The 25,392-nt window shown below is 74.5% G+C and carries 22 protein-coding genes; 12 read left to right on the top strand and 10 right to left on the bottom strand.

Annotation, left to right across the window (positions count from 1 at the left end; translation table 11 throughout):
* Nucleotides 1–38: 38 nt before the first annotated feature.
* Nucleotides 39–626 carry a TetR/AcrR family transcriptional regulator gene (locus FIC82_RS13665; RefSeq protein ID WP_168731872.1) on the bottom strand — a complete coding sequence of 196 codons (588 nt, stop codon included), beginning with the start codon at nt 624–626 and terminating at the stop codon, nt 39–41.
* A 110-nt stretch (nt 627–736) separates the two neighbouring features.
* On the opposite strand from FIC82_RS13665, the gene FIC82_RS13660 reads away from it, so the two are divergent.
* Complete coding sequence (locus FIC82_RS13660; protein ID WP_168731871.1) at nt 737–1,147, top strand: hypothetical protein; 411 nt, start codon at nt 737–739, stop codon at nt 1,145–1,147.
* A 79-nt stretch (nt 1,148–1,226) separates the two neighbouring features.
* A complete protein-coding gene (locus FIC82_RS13655) occupies nt 1,227–1,592 on the top strand; it encodes an Imm51 family immunity protein (RefSeq protein ID WP_154798897.1) in 366 nt (121 codons plus the stop codon).
* 41 nt (nt 1,593–1,633) lie between these two features.
* Here the strand turns inward: FIC82_RS13655 and FIC82_RS13650 are convergent, their stop codons facing one another.
* Nucleotides 1,634–2,539 carry an MBL fold metallo-hydrolase gene (locus FIC82_RS13650; protein ID WP_154798896.1) on the bottom strand — a complete coding sequence of 302 codons (906 nt, stop codon included), beginning with the start codon at nt 2,537–2,539 and terminating at the stop codon, nt 1,634–1,636.
* Nucleotides 2,540–2,659: 120 nt separating this feature from the next.
* On the opposite strand from FIC82_RS13650, the gene FIC82_RS13645 reads away from it, so the two are divergent.
* The 4 genes from FIC82_RS13645 (at nt 2,660) to FIC82_RS13630 (ending at nt 7,481) form a co-directional block, all read left to right on the top strand.
* Nucleotides 2,660–5,494, top strand: a complete 2,835-nt coding sequence (locus FIC82_RS13645; RefSeq protein ID WP_154798895.1) for an FtsK/SpoIIIE family DNA translocase — start codon at nt 2,660–2,662, stop codon at nt 5,492–5,494.
* A gap of 106 nt (nt 5,495–5,600) precedes the next feature.
* Nucleotides 5,601–6,230, top strand: a complete 630-nt coding sequence (gene pgsA, locus FIC82_RS13640; RefSeq protein WP_168731869.1) for a CDP-diacylglycerol--glycerol-3-phosphate 3-phosphatidyltransferase — start codon at nt 5,601–5,603, stop codon at nt 6,228–6,230.
* Nucleotides 6,227–6,781, top strand: a complete 555-nt coding sequence (locus tag FIC82_RS13635; protein ID WP_168731868.1) for a CinA family protein — start codon at nt 6,227–6,229, stop codon at nt 6,779–6,781. Before pgsA ends, FIC82_RS13635 begins: the two co-directional genes overlap by 4 nt.
* Nucleotides 6,782–7,139: 358 nt before the next feature.
* The gene (locus tag FIC82_RS13630; RefSeq protein ID WP_047234712.1) at nt 7,140–7,481 is read left to right on the top strand and encodes a helix-turn-helix domain-containing protein; all 342 of its coding nucleotides are present in this window, start codon (nt 7,140–7,142) and stop codon (nt 7,479–7,481) included.
* A gap of 51 nt (nt 7,482–7,532) precedes the next feature.
* Here the strand turns inward: FIC82_RS13630 and FIC82_RS13625 are convergent, their stop codons facing one another.
* Entirely contained in the window at nt 7,533–8,372 is an 840-nt protein-coding gene (locus FIC82_RS13625; protein WP_168731867.1) for a DNA-formamidopyrimidine glycosylase family protein, read from the bottom strand.
* 65 nt (nt 8,373–8,437) lie between these two features.
* Nucleotides 8,438–13,591, bottom strand: coding sequence for an Lhr family helicase (locus FIC82_RS13620; RefSeq protein ID WP_168731866.1), 5,154 nt, complete (start codon nt 13,589–13,591; stop codon nt 8,438–8,440).
* A gap of 87 nt (nt 13,592–13,678) precedes the next feature.
* Between FIC82_RS13620 and FIC82_RS13615 the strand changes: the two genes are divergently transcribed.
* The 5 genes from FIC82_RS13615 to FIC82_RS13595 all read left to right on the top strand — a co-directional run bounded on the left by FIC82_RS13615 (nt 13,679) and on the right by FIC82_RS13595 (nt 18,957).
* Nucleotides 13,679–13,912 (top strand): DUF3046 domain-containing protein, encoded by a 234-nt coding sequence (locus FIC82_RS13615; protein ID WP_168731865.1) that lies wholly within the window; start codon nt 13,679–13,681, stop codon nt 13,910–13,912.
* Nucleotides 13,913–14,008: 96 nt separating this feature from the next.
* Nucleotides 14,009–16,216: a phage holin family protein gene (locus FIC82_RS13610; protein ID WP_154798894.1), complete on the top strand. Its 2,208-nt coding sequence runs from the start codon at nt 14,009–14,011 to the stop codon at nt 16,214–16,216.
* Complete coding sequence (locus tag FIC82_RS13605) at nt 16,213–17,007, top strand: MBL fold metallo-hydrolase (protein ID WP_168731864.1); 795 nt, start codon at nt 16,213–16,215, stop codon at nt 17,005–17,007. Before FIC82_RS13610 ends, FIC82_RS13605 begins: the two co-directional genes overlap by 4 nt.
* A gap of 208 nt (nt 17,008–17,215) precedes the next feature.
* Nucleotides 17,216–18,331 carry a recombinase RecA gene (gene recA, locus FIC82_RS13600; RefSeq protein WP_154798893.1) on the top strand — a complete coding sequence of 372 codons (1,116 nt, stop codon included), beginning with the start codon at nt 17,216–17,218 and terminating at the stop codon, nt 18,329–18,331.
* A 116-nt stretch (nt 18,332–18,447) separates the two neighbouring features.
* On the top strand, nt 18,448–18,957 hold the full coding sequence (locus FIC82_RS13595; protein WP_253691157.1) for a regulatory protein RecX: 510 nt from the start codon (nt 18,448–18,450) through the stop codon (nt 18,955–18,957).
* A gap of 3 nt (nt 18,958–18,960) precedes the next feature.
* Here FIC82_RS13595 and FIC82_RS13590 read toward each other — a convergent pair whose 3' ends face one another.
* The 4 genes from FIC82_RS13590 to FIC82_RS13575 all read right to left on the bottom strand — a co-directional run bounded on the left by FIC82_RS13590 (nt 18,961) and on the right by FIC82_RS13575 (nt 22,437).
* Nucleotides 18,961–19,863, bottom strand: coding sequence for an amino acid ABC transporter permease (locus tag FIC82_RS13590; RefSeq protein ID WP_154798892.1), 903 nt, complete (start codon nt 19,861–19,863; stop codon nt 18,961–18,963).
* A complete protein-coding gene (locus FIC82_RS13585) occupies nt 19,860–20,549 on the bottom strand; it encodes an amino acid ABC transporter permease (RefSeq protein WP_047233748.1) in 690 nt (229 codons plus the stop codon). Before FIC82_RS13585 ends, FIC82_RS13590 begins: the two co-directional genes overlap by 4 nt.
* A 98-nt stretch (nt 20,550–20,647) precedes the next feature.
* A complete protein-coding gene (locus FIC82_RS13580) occupies nt 20,648–21,523 on the bottom strand; it encodes a glutamate ABC transporter substrate-binding protein (RefSeq protein ID WP_154798891.1) in 876 nt (291 codons plus the stop codon).
* Nucleotides 21,524–21,618: 95 nt separating this feature from the next.
* On the bottom strand, nt 21,619–22,437 hold the full coding sequence (locus FIC82_RS13575) for an amino acid ABC transporter ATP-binding protein (RefSeq protein ID WP_154798890.1): 819 nt from the start codon (nt 22,435–22,437) through the stop codon (nt 21,619–21,621).
* A 102-nt stretch (nt 22,438–22,539) separates the two neighbouring features.
* Between FIC82_RS13575 and miaB the strand changes: the two genes are divergently transcribed.
* Nucleotides 22,540–24,201: a tRNA (N6-isopentenyl adenosine(37)-C2)-methylthiotransferase MiaB gene (miaB, locus tag FIC82_RS13570; RefSeq protein ID WP_154798889.1), complete on the top strand. Its 1,662-nt coding sequence runs from the start codon at nt 22,540–22,542 to the stop codon at nt 24,199–24,201.
* Between the two features lie 46 nt (nt 24,202–24,247).
* Here the strand turns inward: miaB and FIC82_RS13565 are convergent, their stop codons facing one another.
* Together FIC82_RS13565 and FIC82_RS13560 are read right to left on the bottom strand one after the other, a co-directional pair.
* Nucleotides 24,248–24,760: a type III secretion system chaperone family protein gene (locus FIC82_RS13565; protein ID WP_154798888.1), complete on the bottom strand. Its 513-nt coding sequence runs from the start codon at nt 24,758–24,760 to the stop codon at nt 24,248–24,250.
* On the bottom strand, nt 24,757–25,356 hold the full coding sequence (locus FIC82_RS13560) for a type III secretion system chaperone family protein (protein WP_336240039.1): 600 nt from the start codon (nt 25,354–25,356) through the stop codon (nt 24,757–24,759). The genes FIC82_RS13565 and FIC82_RS13560 overlap by 4 nt, the downstream gene beginning before the upstream one ends.
* Nucleotides 25,357–25,392 lie beyond the last annotated feature (36 nt).

The following is a 25,392-nucleotide window of genomic DNA, read 5'->3' as shown; positions in this document are numbered from 1 at the left end:
TCCGACGCGTCGTCGCCGCGCGACCGGACAGGGGACCGTCACGTCCCGGGGCGCCCGACCAGGCCGGGGCCGACGGCGGCGAGCGTCCCGCCGTAGCGCGCGGCGCGCTCCGCGTCGTCGCCGGGGACGAGGCCGGCGAGCTCGAGCGAGACCAGTCCGTGCACGAGGCCCCACAGCCCGAGCGCGACGTCGTCGGCGGTGGTCGCGTCCGGCACGAGTCGCGCGACGGCGTCACGCAGCACGAGGAACGTCGCCTCCTCGACGGCACGCGGTCGGTCCGCACCGGGTCGGACGCCGCGGGCGAACATCACGGCGTAGAAGTGCGGGTCGGCGAGGGCGAAACCCCGGTACGCGACCCCGAGCGCCGCGAGGTCGGCGGCCGGGTCGTCGGTGCGGGCGACCGCGCCGAGGTGCTGGGCGAACCGTCGGAACCCCTCGGCGGAGACGGCGGCCACGAGGTCGTCACGGCTGCCGAAGAGCGCGTACACGGCGGACGGGCTCGTCCCCGCCGCCTTCGCCACGGCACGCACGGTCACGGCAGCCTCGCCGTGCGCCGAGATCGTCCGTGAGGTCACGTCGAGGAGGCGGTCTCGCAGGGCTGCGTCATGCAGTCGGGGTCGTGCCACGGGACGAGTCTAGGGGTCTTGACGCGCGTTTGCGAACGGTGTTCTATAACGATGTTCGCAAACACGGTCGTGACGCACGACCGGGTGTCCCCGCGCCCCTGGAGGTTCCCGTGCTCGAGCTCACCGACGCCGCGCGCATCACCGCGGGAGTCGTCCTCCTCACCGTCGTCGGCATCGAGGCCGGTGGCGCCTTCCTCGTCAAGGTCGTCACGCGCCGCGTACCGACGACGGGCTTCCAGACCTCGTTCTTCCGGGCCGGGCACGCGCACGCGGGCGTCCTCGTGATCCTGGGTCTCGTGACCCTGCTGCTCGCGGAGGCGACGAGCCTCGCCGGCTTCTGGCGGTGGCTCGCCGGCACCGGGGCGCTCGTCGCGGCGATCCTCCTGCCCGCGGGGTTCTTCCTCTCCGCGGTGGGCGCGGGACGCGAGGCGCCGAACCGGGCGGTCGTGCTGCTCCCGGTCGGGGGCGTCGTCCTCGCCGCGGGCGTCGTCACGCTCGCGATCGGGCTGTTCCTCGCGTGAACGGACCGGGACCCCCGTACCGGACCGTGCGACGGCGCGCGCCGCAGGCGTCGTGGGTGGTCACCGCTACGGTTCCCGCATGACGACCGCCGAGGACTTCGACCCGCTCGCACCCGTGCACCTCGTGACGCTGCCGCAGGGCTGGAGCATCATCTACTCGCCCGGTGGGCCGGAGTGGCACCAGCACCAGGGCGCCCTGGAGAAGCATGGCGTCGAGGGCTCCGGCTACGACTTCTCCGGCGCGCTCCAGGCCGCGCTCACCGACGACGAGCCCGGCGTCCTGGACGCGGTCGGGTTCGACCCCGAGGGCGGCATGGTGAGCGTCTACGGCTCGGACCTCGACGCCCTGCACGCCGCGGCGCGGCACCTGCACCGCCTCGTCACCGACGAGCAGGCGCTCGACGCCGCGCTCTCCCGGTCCGCGGAGCTCGGGCTCGACGACTGAGCGTTCACGGCCGGGTGGCCGAGGGTCGGGTGCCCGGCCGCTCAGCGCGCGCGCAGCGCCGCGAGCTGGTCCGCGTGCCACTCCGCGACGTAACCGGCGAGCCGGGGATCCGTCACGGCGGTCGCGGCGTGCCCGACCGCCGCGTCCAGCGCGTCGAGGTAGGCGCGGTCGGCCGCGAAGCGCGCGGCGACCGCGGCGCGGCCGACGGCCGGGCCCCCGTGGCCCGGGACGAGGGCGTCCACGTCGCGCGCGGCGAGCTCGAGCGCGGCGAGCGCTCCGCGGTAGACCCCGACGGGGTCGCGGGATCCGGTGTCGACGAGCGGCACCTCGACGTCCGAGAGCATGTCTCCCGCCACGAGCACGCGCCCGTGCGGCGTGCGCACCACGAGCGCGGCATGGCCCGGCGCGTGGGCGTCGTGCTCGACGAGGGTGACCGTGCTCGGGTCCGTCCCGCCGGCGCCGGGCCAGGGGACCCGCCGTGCACCCCGGGGGAGCGGGGCCAGCGCGCCGACGAGCGCGGGGTCGTGGCCGGGCGCCGCCGCCTCGGTCGACGCGAGGATCGTGGCCAGGCGGCCCCGCGTCGCGTCGACGGCGCGGGCCGTCGCCCACCGGGGTGCGTCGCCGAGCGCGGGCGACCACAGCACGTGGTCCCAGTGCGGGTGCGTCGCGAACCCGGCGGTCACGCGCCAGCCGCGCGCCCGCACGGCGGCCGCGAGCCCCTCGACCTCGGCGACCGTCACCGCCGGGTCGACGACCAGCACGTCGCCGTCCGGAGCGACGACGACGGTCGAGGTGGTCGTCCAGATCTCGGCCGTCGCGACCCAGACGCCGGGGACCACCTCGACGAGGTCGCGCGCTCGCGGCACGGTGGTCGTCCCGGGAGGGTCCTGCTCGCCCGACGCGTCACCCGGTCCGACGCTCGGCTCGACGTGCGTGGGCTCGTGCATGGGTCCTCCGGTCGTCGTCGGTCTCGGTTCGTGCGCCGCGCGGTGCGCGGGGGGTCCGGCCGGGACACGCGCCGTCGGGTCCGCGTCCGTGCCGCTCCCCGCAGGTAGGTTAGGACCACTATGGCGACCCGCACGTCCCCGCAGGCACGTCGGACCGCGAGCAACCGCACGCCAGCGCCCCGCACCTCGGCGCGCGGCGGTTCGTCCACGGCCCGCGGCACGTCGCGCGCCGGTACGGGGCGGGGACGGTCGTCCTCGGCCGCGCGCCGGCCCGCGCGGCGCCCGTCGTCGGCGCCACCGTGGCCCGTCCGCGCGGTGCGGGCGGCCTGGCTCGGCGCCGCGCACGGCGTGGGGGCGCTCGTGCGCACCATCGGAAAGGGAGCAAGAGAGCTGGACCCGGCACACCGGCGCGACGGCGTCGCGTTCTTCCTCATCGCCCTCGCGGTCGTCGTCGCCGCCCGCGAGTGGTGGGGCATCGACGGCACGTTCGGCAGGGTCGTGCACGGGGTGGTCGCGGGCACGTTCGGCCTCGCGGGCGTCGCCGTGCCCGTCCTGCTGCTCTGGCTCGCCGTGCGCATCATGCGGCACCCGGAGCGCGCGCAGGCGAACTCGCGCGTCGCGATCGGGCTCACCCTCATCGTCGTGTCGGTGTGCTCGCTCGTGCACATCTCCGAGGACCTCCCGGCGCCGCGCGACGGCTTCGAGGCCGTCCAGGACGCGGGCGGGATCGTCGGGTACCTCGCCGCGACCCCCGTGACGACCGGGCTCACGCCCTGGTTCGCCGTCCCCATCTTCCTGCTGCTCGGGTTCTTCGGGCTCCTCGTCGTCACCGCGACGCCGGTGCACCGCATCCCGAGCCGGCTGCGCGGTCTCTACGACGTGCTCACCGGCAACCACCGCACGGGGGACGAGGAGCTGGACTCCGACGGGCTCCCGCTCGCGGAGGGCGTCTCGCGCCACGACGGCACCGACGCCGCCCCGGCCGGTCGTCGTCCCCGCAAGCCCCGCAAGACCAAGGCGCAGCGCGCGGCCGAGGCTGCCGAGATCGAGAAGCCCGAGGGCGGCTTCTCGGGCGACGAGGCGTTCGAGACCGCGGCGTTCCTCGACTACGAGGACGACTCCCCGCGCGGCCGGGGCACGAAGCGCCGGAGGGACGATCCAGCGCCCGGCACCGCGCCGACCGAGGCCGTGCCCGCCGTCGGGCAGGGCACCGCGCAGGACACCGCCGCGGCCGTCATGGGTGCCGTCGCACCGGCCCCCGGTGACGGCGCGGGCAGCGTCCCGCCGCCCCCGCCCAGCAGCCCGTTGCCGCGCGGCGTGCAGCCGATGCTCGAGGGCGACACGGTCTACCTGCTGCCCAACGAGGACTTCCTCGTCAAGGGCGCACCGCACAAGGTCCGCTCGGCCGCGAACGACCGCGTCGTCGAGGCGCTCACCCAGACGTTCGAGCAGTTCGAGGTCGACGCGAAGGTGACGGGCTTCACGCGCGGACCGACCGTCACGCGCTACGAGGTCGAGGTCGGCCCCAAGGTCAAGGTCGAGCGCATCACGTCGCTGTCGAACAACATCGCCTACGCGGTGGCGAGCGCCGACGTGCGCATCCTCGCGCCCATCCCGGGCAAGTCCGCGATCGGCATCGAGATCCCCAACACCGACCGAGAGACGGTCGTGCTCGGCGACGTGCTCCGATCCTCGGCCGCGCGGCGCACCGAGCACCCCATGGTCATGGGCGTGGGCAAGGACGTCGAGGGCGGCTACGTCGTCGCGAACCTCGCGAAGATGCCGCACATCCTCGTCGCGGGCGCGACGGGTGCGGGCAAGTCGAGCTTCATCAACTCCATGATCACGTCGATCCTCATGCGCTCGACGCCCGAGCAGGTGCGTCTCGTGCTCGTGGACCCGAAGCGCGTCGAGCTGACGATCTACGAGGGCATCCCGCACCTCATCACGCCCATCATCACCAACCCGAAGAAGGCCGCCGAGGCGCTGGACTGGGTCGTGCGCGAGATGGACGCGCGGTACGACGACCTCGCCGCGTTCGGGTACAAGCACATCGACGACTTCAACGCCGCCGTGCGCTCCGGCAAGGTCAAGCCGCTGCCGGGCTCCGAGCGCAAGATCGCGCCGTACCCGTACCTGCTCGTGGTCGTCGACGAGCTCGCGGACCTCATGATGGTCGCCCCGCGCGACGTCGAGGCGTCGATCCAGCGCATCACGCAGCTCGCGCGCGCCGCCGGCATCCACCTCGTGCTCGCGACGCAGCGCCCGTCGGTCGACGTCGTCACGGGCCTCATCAAGGCGAACGTCCCGTCCCGCCTGGCGTTCGCGACGTCCTCGCTCGCGGACTCGCGCGTCGTGCTCGACCAGCCCGGCGCGGAGAAGCTCATCGGCCAGGGCGACGCGCTGTTCCTGCCGATGGGCGCGGCGAAGCCTATGCGCGTCCAGGGGGCGTGGGTCTCCGAGTCCGAGGTGCACTCCGTCGTGGAGCACGTCAAGGCCCAGCTCAAGCCGGTGTACCGCGAGGACGTCACCGTGTCGGCCGCGAAGAAGCAGATCGACGAGGACATCGGCGACGACCTCGACCTGCTGCTGCAGGCCGCGGAGCTCGTCGTGACGTCGCAGTTCGGATCGACGTCGATGCTGCAGCGCAAGCTGCGCGTCGGGTTCGCCAAGGCCGGGCGCCTCATGGACCTCCTCGAGTCGCGCGAGATCGTCGGTCCGTCCGAGGGGTCCAAGGCGCGCGAGGTGCTCGTCACGCCGGAGGAGCTGCCGTCCGCGCTCGCGCTGATCCGCGGGGAGCCGGCGCAGGACGTCTTCGACGGGCAGGCCGCCGCCGCGCCCCCCGCGTCCGGCGTCGGGACGGGGCACGACTACGGCGAGGGCACGGAGGGGCACATGCCACCCGTCGCGACGGACTACCACGACGGGGCCGACGTCGAGCAGGGCTGGCGCTGAGCCGGTTCTCGGCCGCCGTCCGGTCAGGTCGGTCACCGTCCCCGGCGGGCGGACGCGAGGACGGACCACGGTCGGGGCACCCCGGGTGACCCCCTAGGCTGGTGGCGTGGTCACAGCCGTCCCCTCGCCGTGGAACTCCGCGAACCTCGTCACCATGGCGAGGATCCTGCTCGTCCCGTTCTTCGCGTGGGCGCTCCTCGTCGACGACGGGGAGTCCGTCACGTGGCGTCTGGTCGCGACGGGCATCTTCGTCCTCGCCGCCACGTCGGACCGTCTCGACGGCTACCTGGCGCGCAAGTACGACCTCGTCACGGACCTCGGGAAGCTTCTCGACCCGATCGCCGACAAGCTCCTCGTCGGCACCGCGCTCGTGCTGCTCGCGTGGCCCCTCGGCGAGCTCCCCTGGTGGGTTCCGGTGGTGGTCCTCGCACGCGAGCTCGGTGTGACGCTCATGCGGTTCGCCGTGCTCAAGTACGCGGTCATGCCCGCGTCGCGCGGCGGAAAGCTCAAGACGGTGCTCCAGACCGTCGCGATCACGCTCTTCCTGCTGCCGCTGTCCCACCTCCCGTCGTGGATCGCCGTCGTGGCCTGGGTCGTGCTGGCCGCCGCGATCCTCGTGACGGTCGTGACCGGTGTCGAGTACGCGTACCAGGGGTGGCGGCTGCGGCGCGACGCGATCCGCGCCGCCCGCCTCGCCGAGCGCGGTCCGACCCCGGACGGCGCGTCGGCGTCGTGACGGGTGCGCCGGGCGCGGACGACGCCGGGCAGGGCGTGGCCCCGCGACCGGACGTCGCGGGTCTCCTCGCGGACCTCGAGTCCCGGGGGTGGACGCTGGCGACCGCCGAGTCGCTCACCGGCGGGTTGCTCTCCGCGACGATCGTCGACGTCCCGGGGGCGTCGCGGGTGCTCCGTGGCGCGGTCGTGGCCTACGCGACCGACGTCAAGCGCTCCGCGCTCGGTGTCGACGGCGACCTCCTCGCCGCCCACGGGGCCGTCCACCCGGACGTCGCTCGCCAGATGGCGCAGCGGGTGCGGGCGGTCCTGGGCGCCGACGTCGGGATCGCGACCACGGGTGTCGCGGGGCCGGATCCGCAGGACGGGCAGCCTCCGGGCACGGTCTACGTCGCAGTGAGCGTCCCGGGCGGGACGCGCGTGCGGAGGCTGAACCTGGGCGGCGCGCGTGCCGCGGTGCGTGCCGGGACGGTCGCGGCGTCGATCGACCTCGCCCGATCGACGCTCGACGGCGCACCCTCCGAGCCCGACCCGCCGGGTGAAATCCGGGGGTGAACCCTGCTCCCTCCCGTGCCCCGACGCCCGGCACGCGGCGGTGCGTGGAGAGGTCGTGAACGTGCCGCGAGGGGTTCGCCGGGCGTCGGGGCGCGGGAACAAGGCCCCTCGTCGGGACGTTGCACAGCACGTGATCGCCAACAGGACCGTCAACCGACCGGTGGGCCGCACGGACAACGCGCCGACGGCCCGTCCGGCACGCCGCACCGGAGACGTGAGCGGACCGCGGGCGGGGTACGGTAGGACGACCCCGTCACGCGGGGCAGTGAACAGGAAGACCGGCACGAGCAGTTCGCGCACCCAGGTGGGGGCCTCTCCGGCTCCCGGGGGCGCACGGGACACGGAAGGGGGTCGCCAGATGATTGTTCTTCGACGAGAGATCGGGGACGTGCTGCGAGACGCTCGCCAGCGACAGGGGCGCACCCTGCGAGAGGTGTCCTCCGCCGCACGGGTCTCGCTGGGCTACCTCAGCGAGGTCGAGCGCGGTCAGAAGGAAGCGTCGTCGGAGCTCCTCGGCTCGATCTGCGAGGCGCTCGACATCCCGATGTCGTTGGTGCTGCGCGAGGTCAGCGACCGGGTCGCCGTCGCCGAGGGTCTGCTCATCCCGGACACCATCCCGGCCGACTTCGCGACGGCGGTGCTCGGACGGCAGAACCCCGAGGGCACGGCGCGCCGAGAGGACCTGCAGCCCGTCGGCTGACGGTCGACGCCGGGGCCGCCCAGGTCCGGGTGCCGGGCAGCGACGCCAAGGTCACCCGCTCGTGGGCGGTGCCTGGCACGAGGGACACCAGAAGATCGGACGGTCGTACGGCGGCTCGTTCGCCGTACCTTCCGCGACAGGCGTGCCGCACACGTGGCACGCCTTTCGTGTGCGCCCGTGCACATGGCGCACGACGCCTGCGCGCGGGTCGAACCCGTGCCGCACGGTGCGCTGCATGAGCGTGCGGGCCGTGCGGAGGAGCCCCGCGAGATCGACGACCTCACGGACGGGCGTCCACGGGTAGAGCCGCTCCGCGAAGAGCGACTCGGCGGTGTAGATCGTGCCGATCCCGGCGACGAGGTGCTGGTCGAGGAGGGCCTCCGCGACGGGGACGCCGGTCGGGGCCCGCTCCGGCCGGTGCCGGGGGCCGCTCCCGCCCGCGGCGTCGTCGGCCCGGATGCGCGCGACCGCCTCGGGGAGTCCGGTCCCCGGGAAGTCGTCGCCGAGCACGTCGGGGCCGAGGGGCCCGACGATCACGCGCTCGTCAACCGTGCGCAGCACGTGGAGCATGCCGATCCGGTTCCCGACCGCCGTCCACCACTCGTTCGCGAGCACCACGCGCACGTTCGGCTCCGCACCGCTCGCGTCGCGGGCACCGGTGCGCGCGATGCGCCACGACCCCTCCATGCGCAGGTGCGTGTGCAGCGACCGGCCGTCGTCGAGGCGCGTGAAGAGATGCTTGCCATACGCCACGTTCTCGACGACCGTCCGGCCGGTCAGGACGACCTCGGCGGCGCTCGGCCAGCGCAGGTCCGCGCGCACGAGGACCCGGCCGGCGAGGGCTTCGTCGAGCCGCGCGGAGACGAGGCGCAGGATGTCACCCTCGGGCACGGCCGCACCCCCGGGCGGTCGAGCCCGGACGGCGGCGCACGCGGCCCGTGCCTGCCGGCGCCACCTCAGGCCGCCCGCAGCCCGCGGGGCGTCGCGCGGAACCCCGCGTCGAGGAGCGCGCGGACCGCGTCGTCGGCGGGCGTCGTGCTCGTGCCCGCCCCGGCCAGCGCCTCGACGCCGTCGACCCGTTGCACGACGACCTTGCCGAGCCTGCCCGCCCGGACCGCCTTGACGAGCTCGGCGCTCGCCTCGGCGAGGCGCGGCCCGTCGACGAACGAGAGGACCGACCGGCCGCCGCGCTCGACGTACAGCGCGAGGTCGCCGTCGCTCAGCACGACGACGGCCCCGGCCTTGCGCCCGGGACGGTGCCCGCGTGACGTGTCGGAACCGGCCGCCGCACGGTCCGGCGACGTTCCGTCGCGAGCCGGTGTCACGCCGCCCGTCGGCCGCACGCCGCCCGTCGGCCGCACGCCGCCCGTCGGCGGCACGGCGCTCGCCGTCGGCGCCGCCACGGCGGGCCGCGCCGGCCACGGCAGCGCGGCGCCGTAGGGGTTGGCAGGGTCGGTCGCGGCGAGCAGCACGGCTCCCGGCCGCGGTCCGCCCCGTGCGTCACGTGTGTCGCGCGCGTCGCCGAGCATCGCGCCGCCGCGAACGGTGGCGAGACCGTCGTCGGGCGTGTGCCCCGGTCCCCGTGCCGCGGCAGCCTCGATCGCGCGCTCGCGGTCCTGCGCGTCGGTGCGGAGCTGGTCGACGGCTCCGGGGAGGGCGAACTGCGAACCGCCGAGGTGCTCGACGAAGTACCCGCGCCGCGCGGCCCCGGTCGCCTCCAGCTCGCTCAGGACGCGGTACACCGCGCGGAACGACCCTGCCACGCCCTCGGCCGGGGCGACGGCGCGCGTGAGGACGCCGTGCCGGTCGAGCAGGACGCGCGCGAGCGCGTGGGCGCGCCGCGTGGGGTCGGTCTCGCGCGCGGGCAGGGCCGACCAGCGGCCGGCGCCGCCCCGGAGCGTCGTGTCGGGGGAGACCGGAGGTCGCAGTCCCGCGAAGCGACCCCGGCCCACCGGGCGGGCGCGCGCGGGTGCGCGGGGGGCGCGGTGCGCGCCGCCGCCCGCGCCGAGCCGGGCACGCAGCGAGCCGAGCCCGTCGTTCGTCACGTGACCCGACCACACGAGGTCCCACAGCGCGTCGAGGGTGGGACCGACCTCCGCCCCTGCGCGCTCCGCCAGCCGGGGGAGGAAGTAGCCACCCGAGCCGTCGAGCAGGTCGAGCAGGGTCGCGGGCAGCCCGGCGTCGGGTGCCGGGCCGGGGTCCGGGAGGGTGAGCGGCGCCCACTCCGCCAGGTGCAGGCTGACGAGCCCGTCCCCGCCCCCTGAGCCGGGAAGGGGCGCGTGACCGCACCACACGACCTCCCCGGTCGTCGTCAGCTCGTCGAGCATGGTCGGGGTGTAGTCGGTGACCCGCGAGGGCAGCACGAGCGTCTCGAGCGCCGAGGCCGGGACGGCGGCCCCCGAGAGCTGCTCGACGACGCGCAGCAGCCCGTCGACGCCGCGCAGCGCGCCCAGCCCCTGCCAGCGCGGCAGGAAGACGCCGAGCGTCTCGGAGGGGACGGGTTCGACCTCGGCGCGCAGCGCCGCGAGCGATCGGCGCCGCAGCACGCGCAGCACCTCGGCGTCGCACCAGTCGTCGCCGGTGCCGCCGATCGACTCGGGCCGCAGGCGACCGCGGACGACGAGCCGGGCGGCCTCGAGCCGTTCGAGCGTCTGCACCACGACCGCGACGCCGAGCCCGAGCCGCGCCGCGACGTCGGCCGCGGTGAACGGCCCGTGCGTCCGCGCGTGCCGACGCACGAGGTCGCCGAGCGGGTCGGGCACGGGCTCCGTGAACACCTCGGGGATGCCGACCGGCAGAGCGACGCCGAGCGCGTCGCGCAGGCGTCCGGCGTCCTCCACGACCGCCCACTGCGCCGCCCGGATCGGGGCGACGCCCGCCAGCCGGACGCGGATCACGCGACGGGCCGCCTCGAGCTCGCGGAGCCAGCCCCCGGCGTCGGCGCGCACGTCCTCACGCGTGCGGGCCGCGACCTCGGCGTCGGTGAGCGGGCCGACCCGTCGCAGCACGTCCCACACGTCCTCGGCGTGGCGCGCCTGGCGCTCGGGTGCGAGCGCGCCGAGCTCGGCCTCGGTGCGCTCGATCTGCGCGGGGTCGAGCAGGTCGGCGAGCTGGGCCGCGACACCGTCACCGCCCAGGAGCTCCGCGAGCAGGGTCGGGTCGAGCGACAGCGCCGCCGCACGACGCTCGGCGAGCGGGGCGTCGCCGTCGTAGAGGAACTGCGCCGTGTACCCGAACAGGAGGGACTGCGCGAACGGCGACGGCGTCGGTGTCGTGACCTCGACGAGGCGCACGCGCCCCGCCGCGAGGTCGCGCATGAGGTCGGTGAGCGCGGCGACGTCGAAGTCGTCCTGCAGGCACTCGCGCGCGGCCTCGAGCACGATCGGGAACTCGGGGTACTGGGACGCGACCGACAGGAGCTGCGCCGAGCGCTGGCGCTGCTGCCACAGCGGCTGGCGGCGGTCCGGGCGGCGTCGGGGGAGCAGGAGAGCGCGCGCCGCGGCCTCGCGGAACCGGGAGGCGAACATGACCGACCCGCCGAGCTCGTCGCGCACCGCGTCGAGCACCTCGTCGGGGTCGAGGAGCAGGTCCTCCGCCGGGACGACGGGCGCGTCGCCGCCGAGCCCGCCCGTCCCGTCGCTCGACCCCTCGAGCCACGAGTCGCCGGTGTCCGGCAGGCGCAGGACGATGCCGTCGTCCGCGTGCATCGCCGCGGCGTCGACCCCGTACCGCTCCCGCAGGCGCCCCGCGAGCACGAGCGCCCACGGCGCGTGCACCTTCGCCCCGTACGGGGAGTGCACGACGACGCGCCAGTCCCCGAGCTCGTCGCGGAACCGCTCGACGACGACCGTCCGGTCGTCCGGGACGCGGCCGGTCGCGTCGCGTTGCTCCCGGAGGTAGGCGAGCAGGTTGTCGCTCGCCCACGCGTCGAGCCCCGCGGAGCGCAGCCGGTCGGCCGCGGCGTCGGGGTCGTCCGCCGCGAGCACGTCCGTCTCGCGCACCCAGGCGCCGAGCGCGCGGCCGAGCTCGGCGGGCCGCCCGGGGGAGTCACCCTTCCAGAACGGCAGGCGCCCGGGGATGCCCGGCGCGGGGGTGACCAGCACGCGGTCGGGCGTGATGTCCTCGATGCGCCACGTGCTCGACCCGAGGGTGAACGTGTCGCCGACGCGCGACTCGTACACCATCTCCTCGTCGAGCTCGCCGACGCGCTTGCCGCCGCGCGGGGCGCGCCCGCCCGCGGTGTCGGGGTCCCCGGCGACCGCGCCCGACGCGGAGTCGGTCGCGAGGAAGACGCCGTACATCCCGCGGTCGGGGATGGTCCCGCCGCTCGTCGCGGCGAGCCGCAGCGCCCCGGGCCGCCCCGTGAGGCGGCCCGACGCGCGGTCCCACACGATGCGCGCGCGCAGCTCGCCGAAGTCCTCGCTCGGGTAGCGCCCGGCGAGCATGTCGAGGACGGCGTGGAGCGACGCGTCGCCGAGGTGCGCGTAGGGCGCGCTGCGGCGCACGACGGTCGCGAGCTCGGCGACGGTCCACTCGTCGACCGCGACCATCGCCACGACCTGCTGCGCGAGCACGTCGAGCGGGTTCGCGAGCACGTGCAGCTCCTCGATGCCGCCGGTCCGCATGCGCTCGGCGACGACCGCGGACGGCACGAGGTCCCCGCGGTGGGTGGGGAAGACGACGCCGTGCGACACCGCGCCCACCTGGTGTCCCGCACGCCCGATGCGCTGGAGCCCGGAGGCGACCGACGGGGGAGCGCCCACCTGCACCACGAGGTCGACCGCGCCCATGTCGATGCCGAGCTCGAGGCTCGAGGTCGCGACGACCGCGGGAAGCCGCCCGTCCTTGAGCTCGGTCTCCGTGCGCGTGCGCTCCGCCCGGCTCATGGAGCCGTGGTGGGCTCGCGCGATGACGGGCTCGACGCCCGAGCTCGCTCCCGACTGCGCCTGCACCTGCGCGGCGGTGACCGTGCCCGGGTCGAGCACGTCCTCGCCCTGGCGCTCCGCCCAGACCTCGTTCATGCGCGCCGTGAGGCGCTCGGCCCCGCGCCTCGAGTTGGTGAACACGAGTGTCGAGCGGTGGTCGGCGACGAGGTCGACGACGCGCTCCTCGACGTGCGGCCACACCGACGGGCGGGGCGGTCGCACGTCGGGCGCCCCCGTCGGGCGGGACGTCGCCGGGCCCGAGAGGTCGCGCTCGCCCGGCGGCAGGGGTGGCAGGTCGTCGGCGGTCGCCCCGGGAGCCGCGCCCCGCCCCCCGGGTCGGTCCGCGCCCGGGCGCGCCGGCGACCGCCTCGAGGCGTCGGGCACCAGAGCGGCCGTGCCGAGGTCCGCGAGGTCGGGGACAGGAACCACGACGTCGACCTCGATGCGCTTGCTCGCCGGCGGCTGCACGACGACGACCTCGCGGCCACGTTCGGCCTCGGTCCGGTGCCCACCGAGGAACGTCGCGACCGCGTCGACCGGCCGGACCGTCGCGGACAGGCCCACGCGCTGCGCGGGCGGTCGGTCGTTCGCCTCGAGCATCGCGTCGAGGCGCTCGAGCGACACCGCGAGGTGCGCGCCGCGCTTGGTCCCCGCGACCGCGTGGATCTCGTCGACGATCACGGTCTCGACGCCGACGAGGCCCGCGCGCGCCTGCGAGGTCAGCACGAGGAACAACGACTCGGGCGTCGTGATGAGGATGTCCGGCGGGTGCGTCGCGAGGCGGCGGCGCTCGGACGTCGGCGTGTCGCCCGTGCGGGTGCCGACGACGACGTCCGGGACGTCGATCCCCAGCCGCACCGCGGCCTGGCGGATGCCCGCGAGCGGCGACCGGAGGTTGCGCTCGACGTCCGCCGCGAGCGCCTTGAGCGGCGAGACGTACACGACGCGGCAGCGCTGCTCGCGCGCGACCTCGTCGCCGGACGCGGGTGCGGCCATGATCCGGTCCAGCGACCACAGGAACGCGGCGAGCGTCTTGCCGGACCCTGTCGGCGCGACGACGAGCGCGTGCCGGTCGCTCGACACCGCGTCCCACGCCCCCGCCTGCGCGGCGGTCGGGGCGTCGAACGCGCCGGAGAACCAGGCGCGCGTGGGCGCGGCGAAGCGCGCGAGCGGGTCCGTGGTCACCCGCCCATTGTCGTCGCGGCCACCCACACGCGCCCCGCGACGAGGGCCACCGCACGAGGCGCCTGCCGGGCGTGGGAGGCTGGTGCCGTGCGCTACCGCGAGTTCTCCGAGCTGGTCGACGAGGTGTTCGGCGAGGCCCTGGGCCGCGCCTACGTCCGTGAGCAGGTCCTGTCCGTGCTCGACGACCGGACGGCCGCCCAGGCGCTCGACGACGGCGTCGAACCACGCGTCGTCTGGCACGCGCTCTGCGACGCGCTCGACGTCCCGGACGAGCGCCGCTGGGGTCACGACGACCACCGCCAGGCACCGCCGCGCCGCTGACCGCGCCGGTGACGCACCTCGCGACCTCGACGCCGCGGCGACCGCCCCGGCGGCCGTCGGGGGGCACGCCGCCCCGTGCGCGGCGATGATGGCCGCATGAGCGCCCCCGCCCGCCCGCCCGTCGCACCGGGACCGCGCGTCACCGCCGCGGACGTGCGCGGCGCGGCGTGGTCGCTCGTCTCGACGGCGGCGGGCCTCGGCATCGCGATCTGGGTGGTCCCCGGGGTCGAGGTGACCAACCCGTGGTCGCTCGTCCTCGCGGCGCTCGCGGTGGGCCTGGGAGACGTGCTCCTGCGCCCCGTGCTCCGGAGCCTCGCGCGCCGGTTCGGCGTGGTCGGTGCGCTCGTGTCGGGCGTCGTGGCTCAGCTCGCGGTGGCGTGGGCGGCGCTGACGTACCTGCCCGGGTTCCGGAGCGGCTCCTGGGTGGACGTCCTCGCGGTGCTCCTGATCGCGGCGGTGCTCATGGCACTCGGGCGGTGGGTCGTCGGGGCGAGCGACAACGAGTACGTCCTCGGCGACCTGCTCCGGCGCGCGCGACGGCAGGCGGGCGTCCCGCGGGGCGCGCGGGGGGCCGCGGCGGGAGACACGGGCCCGGCCGCGGCCGAGCGCCCGGCGGGGCTGCTCGTCGTCCTGCTCGACGGCGTCGCGCGCCCCACGCTCGACTACGCCCTCCAGGCGGGGCTCGCCCCGACCCTCGGGCGCTGGCTCGGCGACGGCAGCCACCACCTGGCGACGTGGTGGGCGCGCGTGCCCGCGACGACGCCCGCCTCCACGATCGGCCTCCTGCACGGCTCGACCGAGCACGTCCCCGCGTTCCGCTGGTGGTCGCGCGCCCTCGGGCGTCTCGTCGTGACGAACCGGCCCGCGGACGCCGCGGCGGTCGAGGCGCGCACGAGCGACGGCAGGGGGCTGCTCGCGGGCGGGGGCGTCGCCGTCTCCACGATGTTCTCCGGCGACGCGGCGACGAGCCTGCTCGTGATGAGCCGCGCGCGCGACGGCCTCGGGCCGGGGCAGATGTTCGTGCGCTTCTTCGCGAGCCCGTTCGTGCTCGTCCGGGCGGTCGTCGTCGCGCTCGGTGAGCTCCTCAAGGAGCTGTACCAGGGCTGGCAGCAGGCCGTGCGCGGCGTCGAGCCCCGCGTCTCGCGCCTCGGCTGGTACCCGGTGCTCCGCGCAGTGACGAACGTCGTGCTGCGCGACCTCAACACGACCCTCGTCGCGGAGCAGCTCGTGCGCGGGGCGCCGGTCGTGTGCGTCGACCTCGTCGACTACGACGAGATCGCCCACCACGCGGGACCGCTGCGTCCGGAGTCGCTGCGCGCGCTCGAAGGGCTGGACCGCGTCGTCGGGCTCTGGGAGCAGGTCGCCGCCGTGTCCCCGCGCCGGTACGACGTCGTGGTCCTCTCCGACCACGGGCAGTCGCTCGGGTCGACGTTCGAGCAGGTCGAGGGCCGACCCTTCCTCGACGAGGTCCGCCGCCTCATGGCGCTCGACCGCGGGCCGCGCGACGCGGAGGCCCCGCACGGCGAGACGCCCGCCCGGGGCGAGGGGCGTCGTCGGGCCACCGCGCCGGACAGCGAGGCGTGGGGGCCGGCGAACACCGCGCTCAACGCCCTGCGGCCCGGGGCCCAGGCCGGTACGGGCGACGGCGCGGGACGCATGATGGTCGGACCGGACCGGACCGAGCGTCGCGCCGGTCCCTGGAGCGCCGCGCTGCCCGAGCTCCCCGAGGTCGCGGTCGTCGGGTCGGGCAACCTGGGCTTGGTGTGGTTCCCGCGTGAGCGGCGGCGGCTCACGGGCGACGAGGTCCGCGAGCGGTGGCCGGCTCTGCTCCCCGGCCTGGTCGCGAACCCGGCCGTCGGCGTCGTCGTCGAGCGCGGCGCCGGCGGGGAGGTGCGGGCGCACGGCCGCGGCGGCTCGCGCGACCTGCGGACCGGGGAGGTCGTGGGCGAGGACCCGCTCGCGGGCTACGGGTCGCGCGCGGCGGCGGACCTCCTGCGCGTCGCCGGGCTGGAGGACGCGGGCGACCTCGTGCTCGTCTCGCACGTCGACGACGTCGGCATGGTGCACGCGTTCGAGGGTCTGGTCGGTTCGCACGGCGGTCTCGGCGGGGCGCAGAACGAGGCCGTGCTGCTGCACCCGGCGCACCTCGTCCTGCCCGAGGACGAGCTCGAGGACGTGGACGGCGTGCCGATGCTCGTCGGGGCCGAGGCGGTCCACCGGCGGCTCGTCGCGTGGCTCGGCGACCTCGGTCTGCGACCCGCCGCGCCCGCGGTGGACGGGGTGCGGCGGGAGGGCGCGCCGTGAGCGTCCGGGTGACGTGGCTCGGCCACTCCAGCGTCGTCCTCGACCTGTCGTCCGGGTGCCCCGGGGTCCCGGGCGTGCGCCTCGTCACCGACCCGCTCCTGCACCGGCACGCGGGCGTGCTGCGGCGGCGTGGCGAGCGGCCCGCGGCCGTGTGGCAGGGCAGCGACGCCGTCCTCCTGTCCCACCTGCACCACGACCACGCCGAGCTGCGATCCCTGCGCCTGCTGGGCGACGTGCCCGTGCTCACGGCCCCGGCGAACGCGCGGTGGCTGCGGGCCAGGGGACTGCGCGGGGTCGGTCTCGACGACGCGTGGCACGCGGTCGGGCCCGCGGGGACGGGCGTCGAGGCGCGCCTCGTGGCGGCGGTGCACGGGCACCGGCCGATGCCGCACCGGCCCAACGCCGCCAACGGGCACCTCGTGCGGGCGGACGGCGTGCGGGTGTGGGCCGTCGGGGACACCGAGCACTACCCGGACATGGTCCACCTGCCGGCGCTCGCGGGCGGACCGGTGGACGTCGCGCTCGTGCCGGTGGGCGGGTGGGGCCCCCGGTTGTCGGGCGGGCACCTCGGTCCCGCGCAGGCCGCGCGGGTGTGCGCCGAGGTGGGCGTCGGCGTCGCGATCCCGGTGCACTGGGGCACGCTGCACGCGCCGGGCGGACGGCATCTCCCGCGCGGCTGGATGGACCACGCGGGGGCGGCGTTCGAGGCGGCGGCGCAGCGCGAGGCGCCGGGGACGCGCGTCGTGGTCCTGCGCCCGGGGGAGTCGTGGTCGTCGTCCGACGACGCGTGAGGGGTGCGGCCGTGACACGCCGGGGCGGGTTCCGGGATCGAACACGTGTTCGGCTAGAGTTGTGCACAGGGCGCGCTCCGGCGGGTCCAGGACGCCGGTCCGGCACGACGATCCACAGGCTCGAGGGTCGCCGGAGCCGCGTGTCGGTGGCTGCCCGTAGCGTCGGGCCACAACGAACAGATGAACGTCGAACCGAAGGTGGACTGACATGCCCGCACCCGCAGACCGCGAGAAGGCGCTCGAGGCAGCCCTCGCCCAGATCGACCGGAGCTTCGGCAAGGGCTCCGTGATGCGTCTCGGCGAGGAGGGCCGCGCCCCCGTCGAGGTCATCCCCACGGGGTCCATCGCGCTCGACATCGCGCTCGGCATCGGCGGTCTGCCGCGCGGTCGCGTCATCGAGGTGTACGGCCCGGAGTCCTCCGGCAAGACGACCGTCGCGCTGCACGCCGTCGCGAGCGCGCAGCGCGCGGGCGGCATCGCGGCGTTCATCGACGCCGAGCACGCGCTCGACCCCGAGTACGCCAAGAAGCTCGGCGTGGACACCGACGCGCTGCTCGTCTCCCAGCCGGACACGGGGGAGCAGGCGCTCGAGATCACGGACATGCTCATCCGCTCGGGCGCGCTCGACATCATCGTCATCGACTCCGTCGCGGCGCTCGTGCCCAAGGCCGAGATCGAGGGCGAGATGGGCGACAGCCACGTCGGCCTCCAGGCCCGCCTCATGTCCCAGGCGCTGCGCAAGATCACGGGTGCGCTCAGCGCGTCCGGGACGACCGCGATCTTCATCAACCAGCTCCGCGAGAAGATCGGCGTCTTCTTCGGGTCGCCCGAGACGACGACCGGTGGCAAGGCGCTGAAGTTCTACGCGTCCGTCCGCCTGGACATCCGCCGTATCGAGACCCTCAAGGAGGGCACCGACGCGGTCGGCAACCGGACCCGCGTCAAGGTCGTCAAGAACAAGATGGCCCCGCCCTTCAAGCAGGCCGAGTTCGACATCCTCTACGGCGTCGGCATCTCGCGTGAGGGCGGCCTCATCGACATGGGCGTGGAGCACGGGTTCGTGCGCAAGTCCGGGTCGTGGTTCACCTACGGCGGAGACCAGCTCGGTCAGGGCAAGGAGAACGCGCGCTCGTTCCTGCGCGACAACCCGGACCTCGCCAACGAGCTCGAGAAGAAGATCAAGGAGAAGCTCGGCGTGGGCGCGAAGCTCGACGCCCCGGCCGACCCGGCCGCCGGGGTGGCCGTCGCGGCCGACGGCGCCGCCGCGCCTGTCGCGGCGAAGGCCCCGGCCGTGGCCGCCAAGGGGAAGAAGTCGCCGTTCTGATCGGCGGGCGGGAGGGGATCGACGGCGTCGAGCCGTCCGACCCGCCGGAGGAGGACGACGGGCGTCGCGCCGGCTGCAAGGCCGGGCGGCGCCCGCGCCCGACCCTCCACGAGCTCGTGGAACGGGGCGAGATCAGCGACGTCGACCTCGCCGAGCGTGCGCGGGAGACGATGCTGCGCATCCTCACGGCAGCGCCGAAGAGCCGCGCGGAGCTCGCGCAGTCGCTCGCGCGCAAGGGCTATCCCGAGCACGTGGTGCTGCCGATCCTCGACCGGTTCGAGGAGGTCGGCCTCGTCGACGACGCGCAGTACGCGGAGATGATCGTCCGCACCCGGCACGCCGAGCGCGGGCTGTCCCGCCGCGCGATCTCCACCGAGCTGCGGCGCCGCGGCATCGACGGCGAGGTCGGGGCTGCGGCGCTCGAGCAGGTCGACGACGAATCCGAGGCGGACGCGGCCCTGGACCTCGCGCGCACGCGCCTGGCCCGCACGCGCGGCCTCGACCGGGACGTGCGGGTGCGCCGGACCGTCGGGGCGCTCGCCCGCAAGGGCTACAGTCCCTCGCTGGCCTTCGAGATCGTCCAGCGAGAGCTCGACGCCGAGGCGGCTGACTCCCCGCTCGACTGAGCCTCAGCGGGTGACGGAGCCCGCCGGCGCGTCCTCGGTCGGCCCGCCCGCGACGACCGTCGGGTTGCCGATGCCCGGGCCGGCGGCCGTCGCGCCCGCGGTGCGGCCGCTGAGGAAGCGGGACAGCCAGCGCGCCACGAGCGTGAGCAGCCAGTTGATGACGATGAAGATCACCGCGGCGAGCACGAGCGACTGCAGGATGTTGCCGTTGCCGACGCCGTAGAGCTGCGCGGCGCGCAGGAGCTCGTTGTACGTGATGATCTGCCCGAGCGCGGAGTCCTTGAGCACGACGACGAGCTGGGACACGAGGGCGGGGAGCATCGCGATGAGCGCCTGGGGGAGCTGGATCGACCGCAGCGTCTGCCCCGTGGTGAGCCCGATCGCGAGCCCGGCCTCGCCCTGGCCCTTGGGGAGGTTCCCGACGCCCGAGCGGACGAGCTCGGCGATGACGGAGCCGTTGTAGAGCACGAGCGCGAACACCACGGCGAGGAACGGCGCGTCGTCGACGTTGTTGAAGCCCAGGAGCAGCCAGAAGAAGATCATCATGAGCAGCACGGGCACGGCCCGGAAGAACTCGACGACGATGCCGCTCACGATGCGCACGGCACGGAGCTGCGACAAGCGGCCGGTGCCGAAGAGGAGCCCGAACGCGAGCGCGCCGACGATGGCGAACCCGGCGGCCCGGAGCGTGTTCTGCAGGCCCGGGATGAAGTAGTACTGCCACGCGTCCGCCGTGAAGAGCGAGGTCCACAGCTCGGGGGCGAGCTGGCCCTTGTCGCCGAGCGCGACGAGCACGAGCGCCGCGACGCCGAGGACCACGATCGCGCCGACGACGTTGCCCAGCAGGATCGCGCGACGGGCCCGAGGACCGGGGGCGTCGAAGAGGACGGACTGCTGGGTGCTCATCGGCGGACCGCCAGTCGGTTGGAGAGGGACGTGGTGAGCAGGCCGATCGGGATGACGAGGATGACGTACCCGATCGCGAACGTCAGGAAGATCCCGTAGATGTAGTTCGAGTTGAACTCGATCATCGTCTTCATGAGGCTCGACGTCTCGGTCGTCACGCTCGCCGCCGCCGCGACGGTGGAGTTCTTCAGCAGCGCGATGAGGGTGTTGCCGAGCGGCGCGATGGAGCCGCGGAACGCCTGCGGCAGGATGATGAGCCGGGCCGCGGGCAGGAACGACAGGCCGATCGCGCGCGCCGCCTCGGCCTGGCCGATCGGCACCGTGTTCACGCCCGACCGGATCGACTCGCACACGAACGCGGCGTGGTAGATCGCCAGGCCCACGACGGCGAGCCGGAAGAAGTTCGCCGCGAAGTCGGGGGCGAGCGTGACGTTGAGCTGGCCCCACAGGCCCAGGACCATGAACGTCATGATGATCGTCAGCGGCGTGTTGCGGAACACGTTGACGTACGCGGTGCCCGCCCAGCGCAGGCTCGGCACGGGGGAGATCCGCATCAGCGCGAGCGCCGTGCCGAGCACGAGCGACAGGATCGCCGCCCAGAACGTCAGCTGGATGTTGACCCAGAACGCGCCGAGCACGTCGTACTCGCGCGCGAGCGCCCAGGTCTGCGACAGGTAGTCACCCACGGTCGGGATTCCTCCGGAGGGGTCGAGGGCCGGGCCGGGTCACGGACCGGACGGACCGGGGGCGGCGCACCGGCGCGCCGCCCCCGGCCGTGGACGGGTCAGGCGCAGGCGTCGACCGTCGGCGGGTTCTCGCTCGCGTTCGGCGTGTACCCGGTCCCCTCGGTGTTCGCCGTGACGAACTCCTCCCAGGAGCCGTCCTCGATCATCTTCTCGATCGCCGTGTTGACGTCCGCGCAGATCTCGTTGTCCTGCGGGAGGCCGACGCCGTAGCGCTCGGTCGAGAACGGTGCCCCGACGACCTTGACCTTGCCCGCGTTGGCCGGCTGCGCGGCGAGCCCGGCGAGGATGATGTCGTCGGTCGTGACGGCGTCGACCTGGCCGGCGGTGAGCGCGGTGACGCACTCCGCGTACCCGGGGCGCTCGAGGAGCTGGACGCCTGCGGCGTACTCGTCCTTGATGCGCTGCGCGGACGTCGAGCCCGTGACGGAGCAGAGGTTCTTGCCCTCGAGCGACTCCGGCCCGGTGATGTCCGTGTTCGACTCGGCGACCAGCAGGTCCTGCCCGGCCACGAAGTACGGCCCGGCGAACGCGACCGTCTCCTTGCGCGTGTCGGTGATGGAGTAGGTCGCGAAGATCATGTCGACCTGACCGGTCTGGAGCATCGTCTCGCGCTGGGCGGACGGCGCCTCGACCCACTCGATCTGGTCCTCGCCGTAGCCGAGCTCGCCCGCCACGTACGTGGCGACGTCGACGTCGAAGCCCGTGTACGAGGAGCCGTCCTGGTAGCCGAGGCCCGGCTGGTCGAACTTGATGCCGATCTTGATCGAGCCCTCGGCGCCGCCGCCGGTGTCGCCCGAGTCGGTGGCTTCGTCGGTGCCGGTGTCCTCGCCGCCGACCTCGCCGCCGCCGCACGCCGCGAGCGTGAGCGCGGTGAGAGCGGCCAGCACGGCGGCACCTGCGTGTCGTGTGCGCATCGTTCCTACCCTTCGTGAGTGGTGGTCGTCCGCCGACGGTGTGCCTCGACGGTCGACCGGGAATGGGGTGTCGGACTCGGTCCTGTGGTGGTCGGTCAGTGGGTGAGGATCTTCGAGAGGAAGTCCTTCGCACGGTCGCTCTTGGGCGCCGTGAAGAACTCCTCCGGGTGGGCCTCCTCGACGATCTGGCCGTCGGCCATGAAGACGACCCGGTTCGCGGCCTTGCGGGCGAACCCCATCTCGTGCGTGACGACGATCATCGTCATGCCCTCCTTGGCGAGCGCGACCATGACGTCGAGGACCTCGTTGATCATCTCGGGGTCGAGCGCCGAGGTCGGCTCGTCGAAGAGCATCACCTTGGGCTGCATCGCGAGCGCGCGGGCGATGGCGACGCGCTGCTGCTGACCGCCCGAGAGCTGGGCGGGCATCTTCTCGGCCTGGTTCTTCACACCGACGCGGTCGAGCAGCGCGAGGGCACGCTCCTTGGCGGCCTTCCCCTTCTCGCGCCGCACCTTGACGGGGCCGAGCGTGACGTTGTCGAGGATCGTCTTGTGGGCGAAGAGGTTGAACGACTGGAAGACCATGCCGACGTCGGAACGCAGTCGCGCGAGCGCCTTGCCCTCCTCGGGCAGCGGATCGCCGTCGACGCGGATCTCGCCGGAGTCGATCGTCTCCAGCCGGTTGATCGCCCGGCACAGGGTCGACTTGCCCGACCCGGAGGGGCCGATGACGACCAGCACCTCGCCCCGCCGGACGGTCAGGTTGATGTCGCGCAGCACGTGCAGGGCACCGAAGTGCTTGTTGACGTCGCGCAGCTCGACGAGCGGGTCCCCGAGGGACTGCTCGGCGGGGCTGGGCGGAGCGTCCTGCGCGCTGCTCTGCGCGTCGGACGGCGATGAGGTCTCGTCGGCCATTCCTGGACACTATGTCCCTTCTGTTGCGTGGTGCCACCTGATCCGGCAACAGTCGGGCAACAGTTCAGTAACACGGCACCCGGCGCCGTACCCTGGACGGTGATGTCCACGATCGCCCCCACCCCTGTCCCGGCTGCCCTCTCCTCCCTCCCGGCGGCCGACGACGCGCACCCGCGCACCTACGTCGTCCGCACGCTCGGGTGCCAGATGAACGTCCACGACTCCGAGCACATGGCGGGGATGCTCGAGCAGGCCGGCTACACGCGCGCGAGCGCCGACGACGAGGCCGCGAACCGCGCCGACGTCGTCGTCATCAACACGTGTGCGGTACGGGAGAACGCCGCGACGCGCCTCTACGGAAACCTCGGCCAGCTCGCGTCGGTCAAGGCGGCCCGGCCCGGCATGCAGATCGCCGTCGGCGGCTGCCTCGCGCAGAAGGACCGCGGCACGATCGTCGACAAGGCGCCATGGGTGGACGTCGTCTTCGGCACGCACAACCTCGACGCGCTCCCCGTGCTGCTCGAGCGTGCACGCCACAACGAGGCCGCGCAGGTGGAGATCGCCGAGTCGCTCCAGGTGTTCCCGTCCACGCTGCCCACCAAGCGCGAGTCCGTCTACGCCGGCTGGGTCTCGATCAGCGTCGGCTGCAACAACACGTGCACGTTCTGCATCGTGCCGCACCTGCGCGGCAAGGAGCGCGACCGGCGCCCGGGCGAGGTGCTCGCCGAGGTCGGCGCACTGGTGGAGGCGGGCGCCATCGAGGTCACGCTGCTCGGCCAGAACGTCAACAGCTACGGCGTCGAGTTCGGCGACCGCGGCGCGTTCGCCAAGCTCTTGCGCGCGTGCGGGACGATCGACGGGCTCGAGCGCATCCGCTTCACGTCGCCGCACCCGGCCGCGTTCACGGACGACGTCATCGCGGCCATGGCCGAGACGCCGAACGTCATGCCCCAGCTCCACATGCCGCTCCAGTCGGGGTCCGACCGGATCCTGCGTGCGATGCGCCGCTCCTACCGCTCCGAGCGCTTCCTCGGCATCCTCGACCGCGTCCGGGCCGTCATGCCCGACGCCGCCATCACGACGGACATCATCGTCGGGTTCCCCGGGGAGACCGAGGAGGACTTCGCGGAGACCCTGCGCGTCGTGGAGGCCTCCCGCTTCTCCTCGGCCTTCATGTTCCAGTACTCGCCCCGGCCCGGGACGCCCGCCGCGACCATGGACGGCCAGCTCCCCAAGGAGGTCGTCCAGGAGCGCTTCGAGCGGCTCCAGGCGCTCCAGGAACGCATCGCGGGGGAGGAGTCGGCGCGCCAGGTCGGCCGCACCGTCGACGTGCTCGTCGGCGAGGGCGCCGGCCGCAAGGACGGCGCGACGCACCGCGTGACCGGCCGCGCCCCCGACAACCGCCTCGTGCACCTGGCCCTGCCCGCCGACGTCGTGCCCACGGCGCCCGACGACGCCGCGGCGTCGTCCGCTGCGACTCCCGGGTCCGCGGACCCGCGCCTCGCGGACGACGTCGACGCGCGGCTCCCGCGACCGGGCGACGTGGTCACGGTCGAGGTCACGCGCTCCGCACCCCACCACCTCATCGCCGACTCGGCGCTCGCGGGCGGAGCCTTCGCGGTGCGCCGCACGCGCTCGGGCGACGCCTGGGCGCAGCGCGAGCGCGCCCGCCTCGGCGGTGGCGACGACGGCCACGGCCACGGACACGGTGGTGGCACCCCGTCCGGCCCCGTCGTCCTCGGCCTCCCCACCGTCCGCGCCTGAGCGCCGCCGCCTCACGCGCGGGCCCGACCACGGGTCGCCCGGGACGTCAGCCGTCGAGGGAGCCTGGGGGGAGGTGACCGCCGATCGCGTGGAAGAGCTGGACGGCTGTGCCCAGACCGCACGAGACGGTCTGGGCGAGCTGGTCGTCGGTCGCGCCGTGCTCGAGGTCGACGGACACCTCGGCGTAGAGCGCGAGACGTCCTGCCTCCTCCCGCACGTAGACCTTGGGCCAGATGCGTTCGCGGTTCCAGTCGTTCACGGCCTGCAGGGTGACGAGCCGCGAGTCGAGGGGGAGCGTCGTCGACCAGCGCCCGCGGACCTGCAGGATCTCGGACCGGTCGCCGAGCAGCAGGAACCAGAAGCGGTGCCCGTCCCACGTGCCCGTGATGTCCCCGTCGTCGTCCACGCGGAAGTGGTACCCGCGCCGCGTGAGGTGGTCGCCGACCCGCGCCATGGACAGGGCGCGCGGCAGCTCCTCCTCCCGGGGGAGGGAGTCGGGCGCCTTCGGCCGGCGGTTGCCGAACAGGCGCGTGAACCAGTTGGTGCGGGCCTGCGTCATGGCGCCTGCCTCGCCGGGTCGGGGTAGAACTCGTCGAGCGCGTCGAAGAACATCGACCCGGTGCTCAGGCCGCACTGGAGGAGCTGGTCGAGCTGGTCGTCGGTCGCGCCGTGCTCCAGGTCAACGGTCACCTCGGTGAAGACCTGGATCATCCCGTTGTCGCGCACCCGCGTGTAGGTCTTGGGCCAGATCCGGTCGGCGTTCCACTCGTTGCAGAACTCGAGGATCTCCTCGAGCCGTTCGAGCGCCAGGTCGCGGTTCCACTGCCCCCGGACCTGCAGGATCTCGTCGCCGTTGCCGAACAGCAGGAAGTAGAAGAGCCGGCCGTGCCACAGGCCGCCGACGTCGCCGTCGGAGTCGACGAAATAGCTGTACCCGCTGTCGGTGATCCACTCGACGACCCGGGAGAGCGTCAGCGGCGTCGGTGGCCGCAGGACGTCGGTCGCGACCTGCCCCAGCTCTCGCGCCAGGAGGTCCTCGACCTGGGACTGGAGCTCGTCACCCGGACGGCGGGACCCGGCCCCGCCACCGCCTGGAGCTCCGTCGGGATCACCGTCCCGCCGGTCGTCGTCGTCCTGCGCCCCGAAGAACCTCACCCGCCCACCGTACTCGCGCCCGGGCCCGGTCGTCGC

The organism is Cellulosimicrobium protaetiae (assembly GCF_009708005.2).
Lineage (GTDB): Bacteria > Actinomycetota > Actinomycetes > Actinomycetales > Cellulomonadaceae > Cellulosimicrobium > Cellulosimicrobium protaetiae.
Note: the sequence above shows the minus strand (reverse complement) of the source record. Positions and strands in the feature narration are given on the sequence as shown.

Bases quoted from the DNA above. Each gene is read 5' to 3' on its own strand.
- miaB (WP_154798889.1), top strand. From the start codon at position 22,540: ATGTCCACGATCGCCCCCACCCCTGTCCCGGCTGCCCTCTCCTCCCTC.
- FIC82_RS13650 (WP_154798896.1), bottom strand. From the start codon at position 2,539: ATGCACGAGCCCACGCACGTCGAGCCGAGCGTCGGACCGGGTGACGCG.
- FIC82_RS13630 (WP_047234712.1), top strand. From the start codon at position 7,140: ATGATTGTTCTTCGACGAGAGATCGGGGACGTGCTGCGAGACGCTCGC.
- FIC82_RS13645 (WP_154798895.1), top strand. From the start codon at position 2,660: ATGGCGACCCGCACGTCCCCGCAGGCACGTCGGACCGCGAGCAACCGC.
- FIC82_RS13590 (WP_154798892.1), bottom strand. From the start codon at position 19,863: ATGAGCACCCAGCAGTCCGTCCTCTTCGACGCCCCCGGTCCTCGGGCC.
- FIC82_RS13610 (WP_154798894.1), top strand. From the start codon at position 14,009: ATGAGCGCCCCCGCCCGCCCGCCCGTCGCACCGGGACCGCGCGTCACC.
- recA (WP_154798893.1), top strand. From the start codon at position 17,216: ATGCCCGCACCCGCAGACCGCGAGAAGGCGCTCGAGGCAGCCCTCGCC.
- FIC82_RS13655 (WP_154798897.1), top strand. From the start codon at position 1,227: ATGACGACCGCCGAGGACTTCGACCCGCTCGCACCCGTGCACCTCGTG.
- FIC82_RS13565 (WP_154798888.1), bottom strand. From the start codon at position 24,760: ATGACGCAGGCCCGCACCAACTGGTTCACGCGCCTGTTCGGCAACCGC.
- FIC82_RS13580 (WP_154798891.1), bottom strand. From the start codon at position 21,523: ATGCGCACACGACACGCAGGTGCCGCCGTGCTGGCCGCTCTCACCGCG.
- FIC82_RS13575 (WP_154798890.1), bottom strand. From the start codon at position 22,437: ATGGCCGACGAGACCTCATCGCCGTCCGACGCGCAGAGCAGCGCGCAG.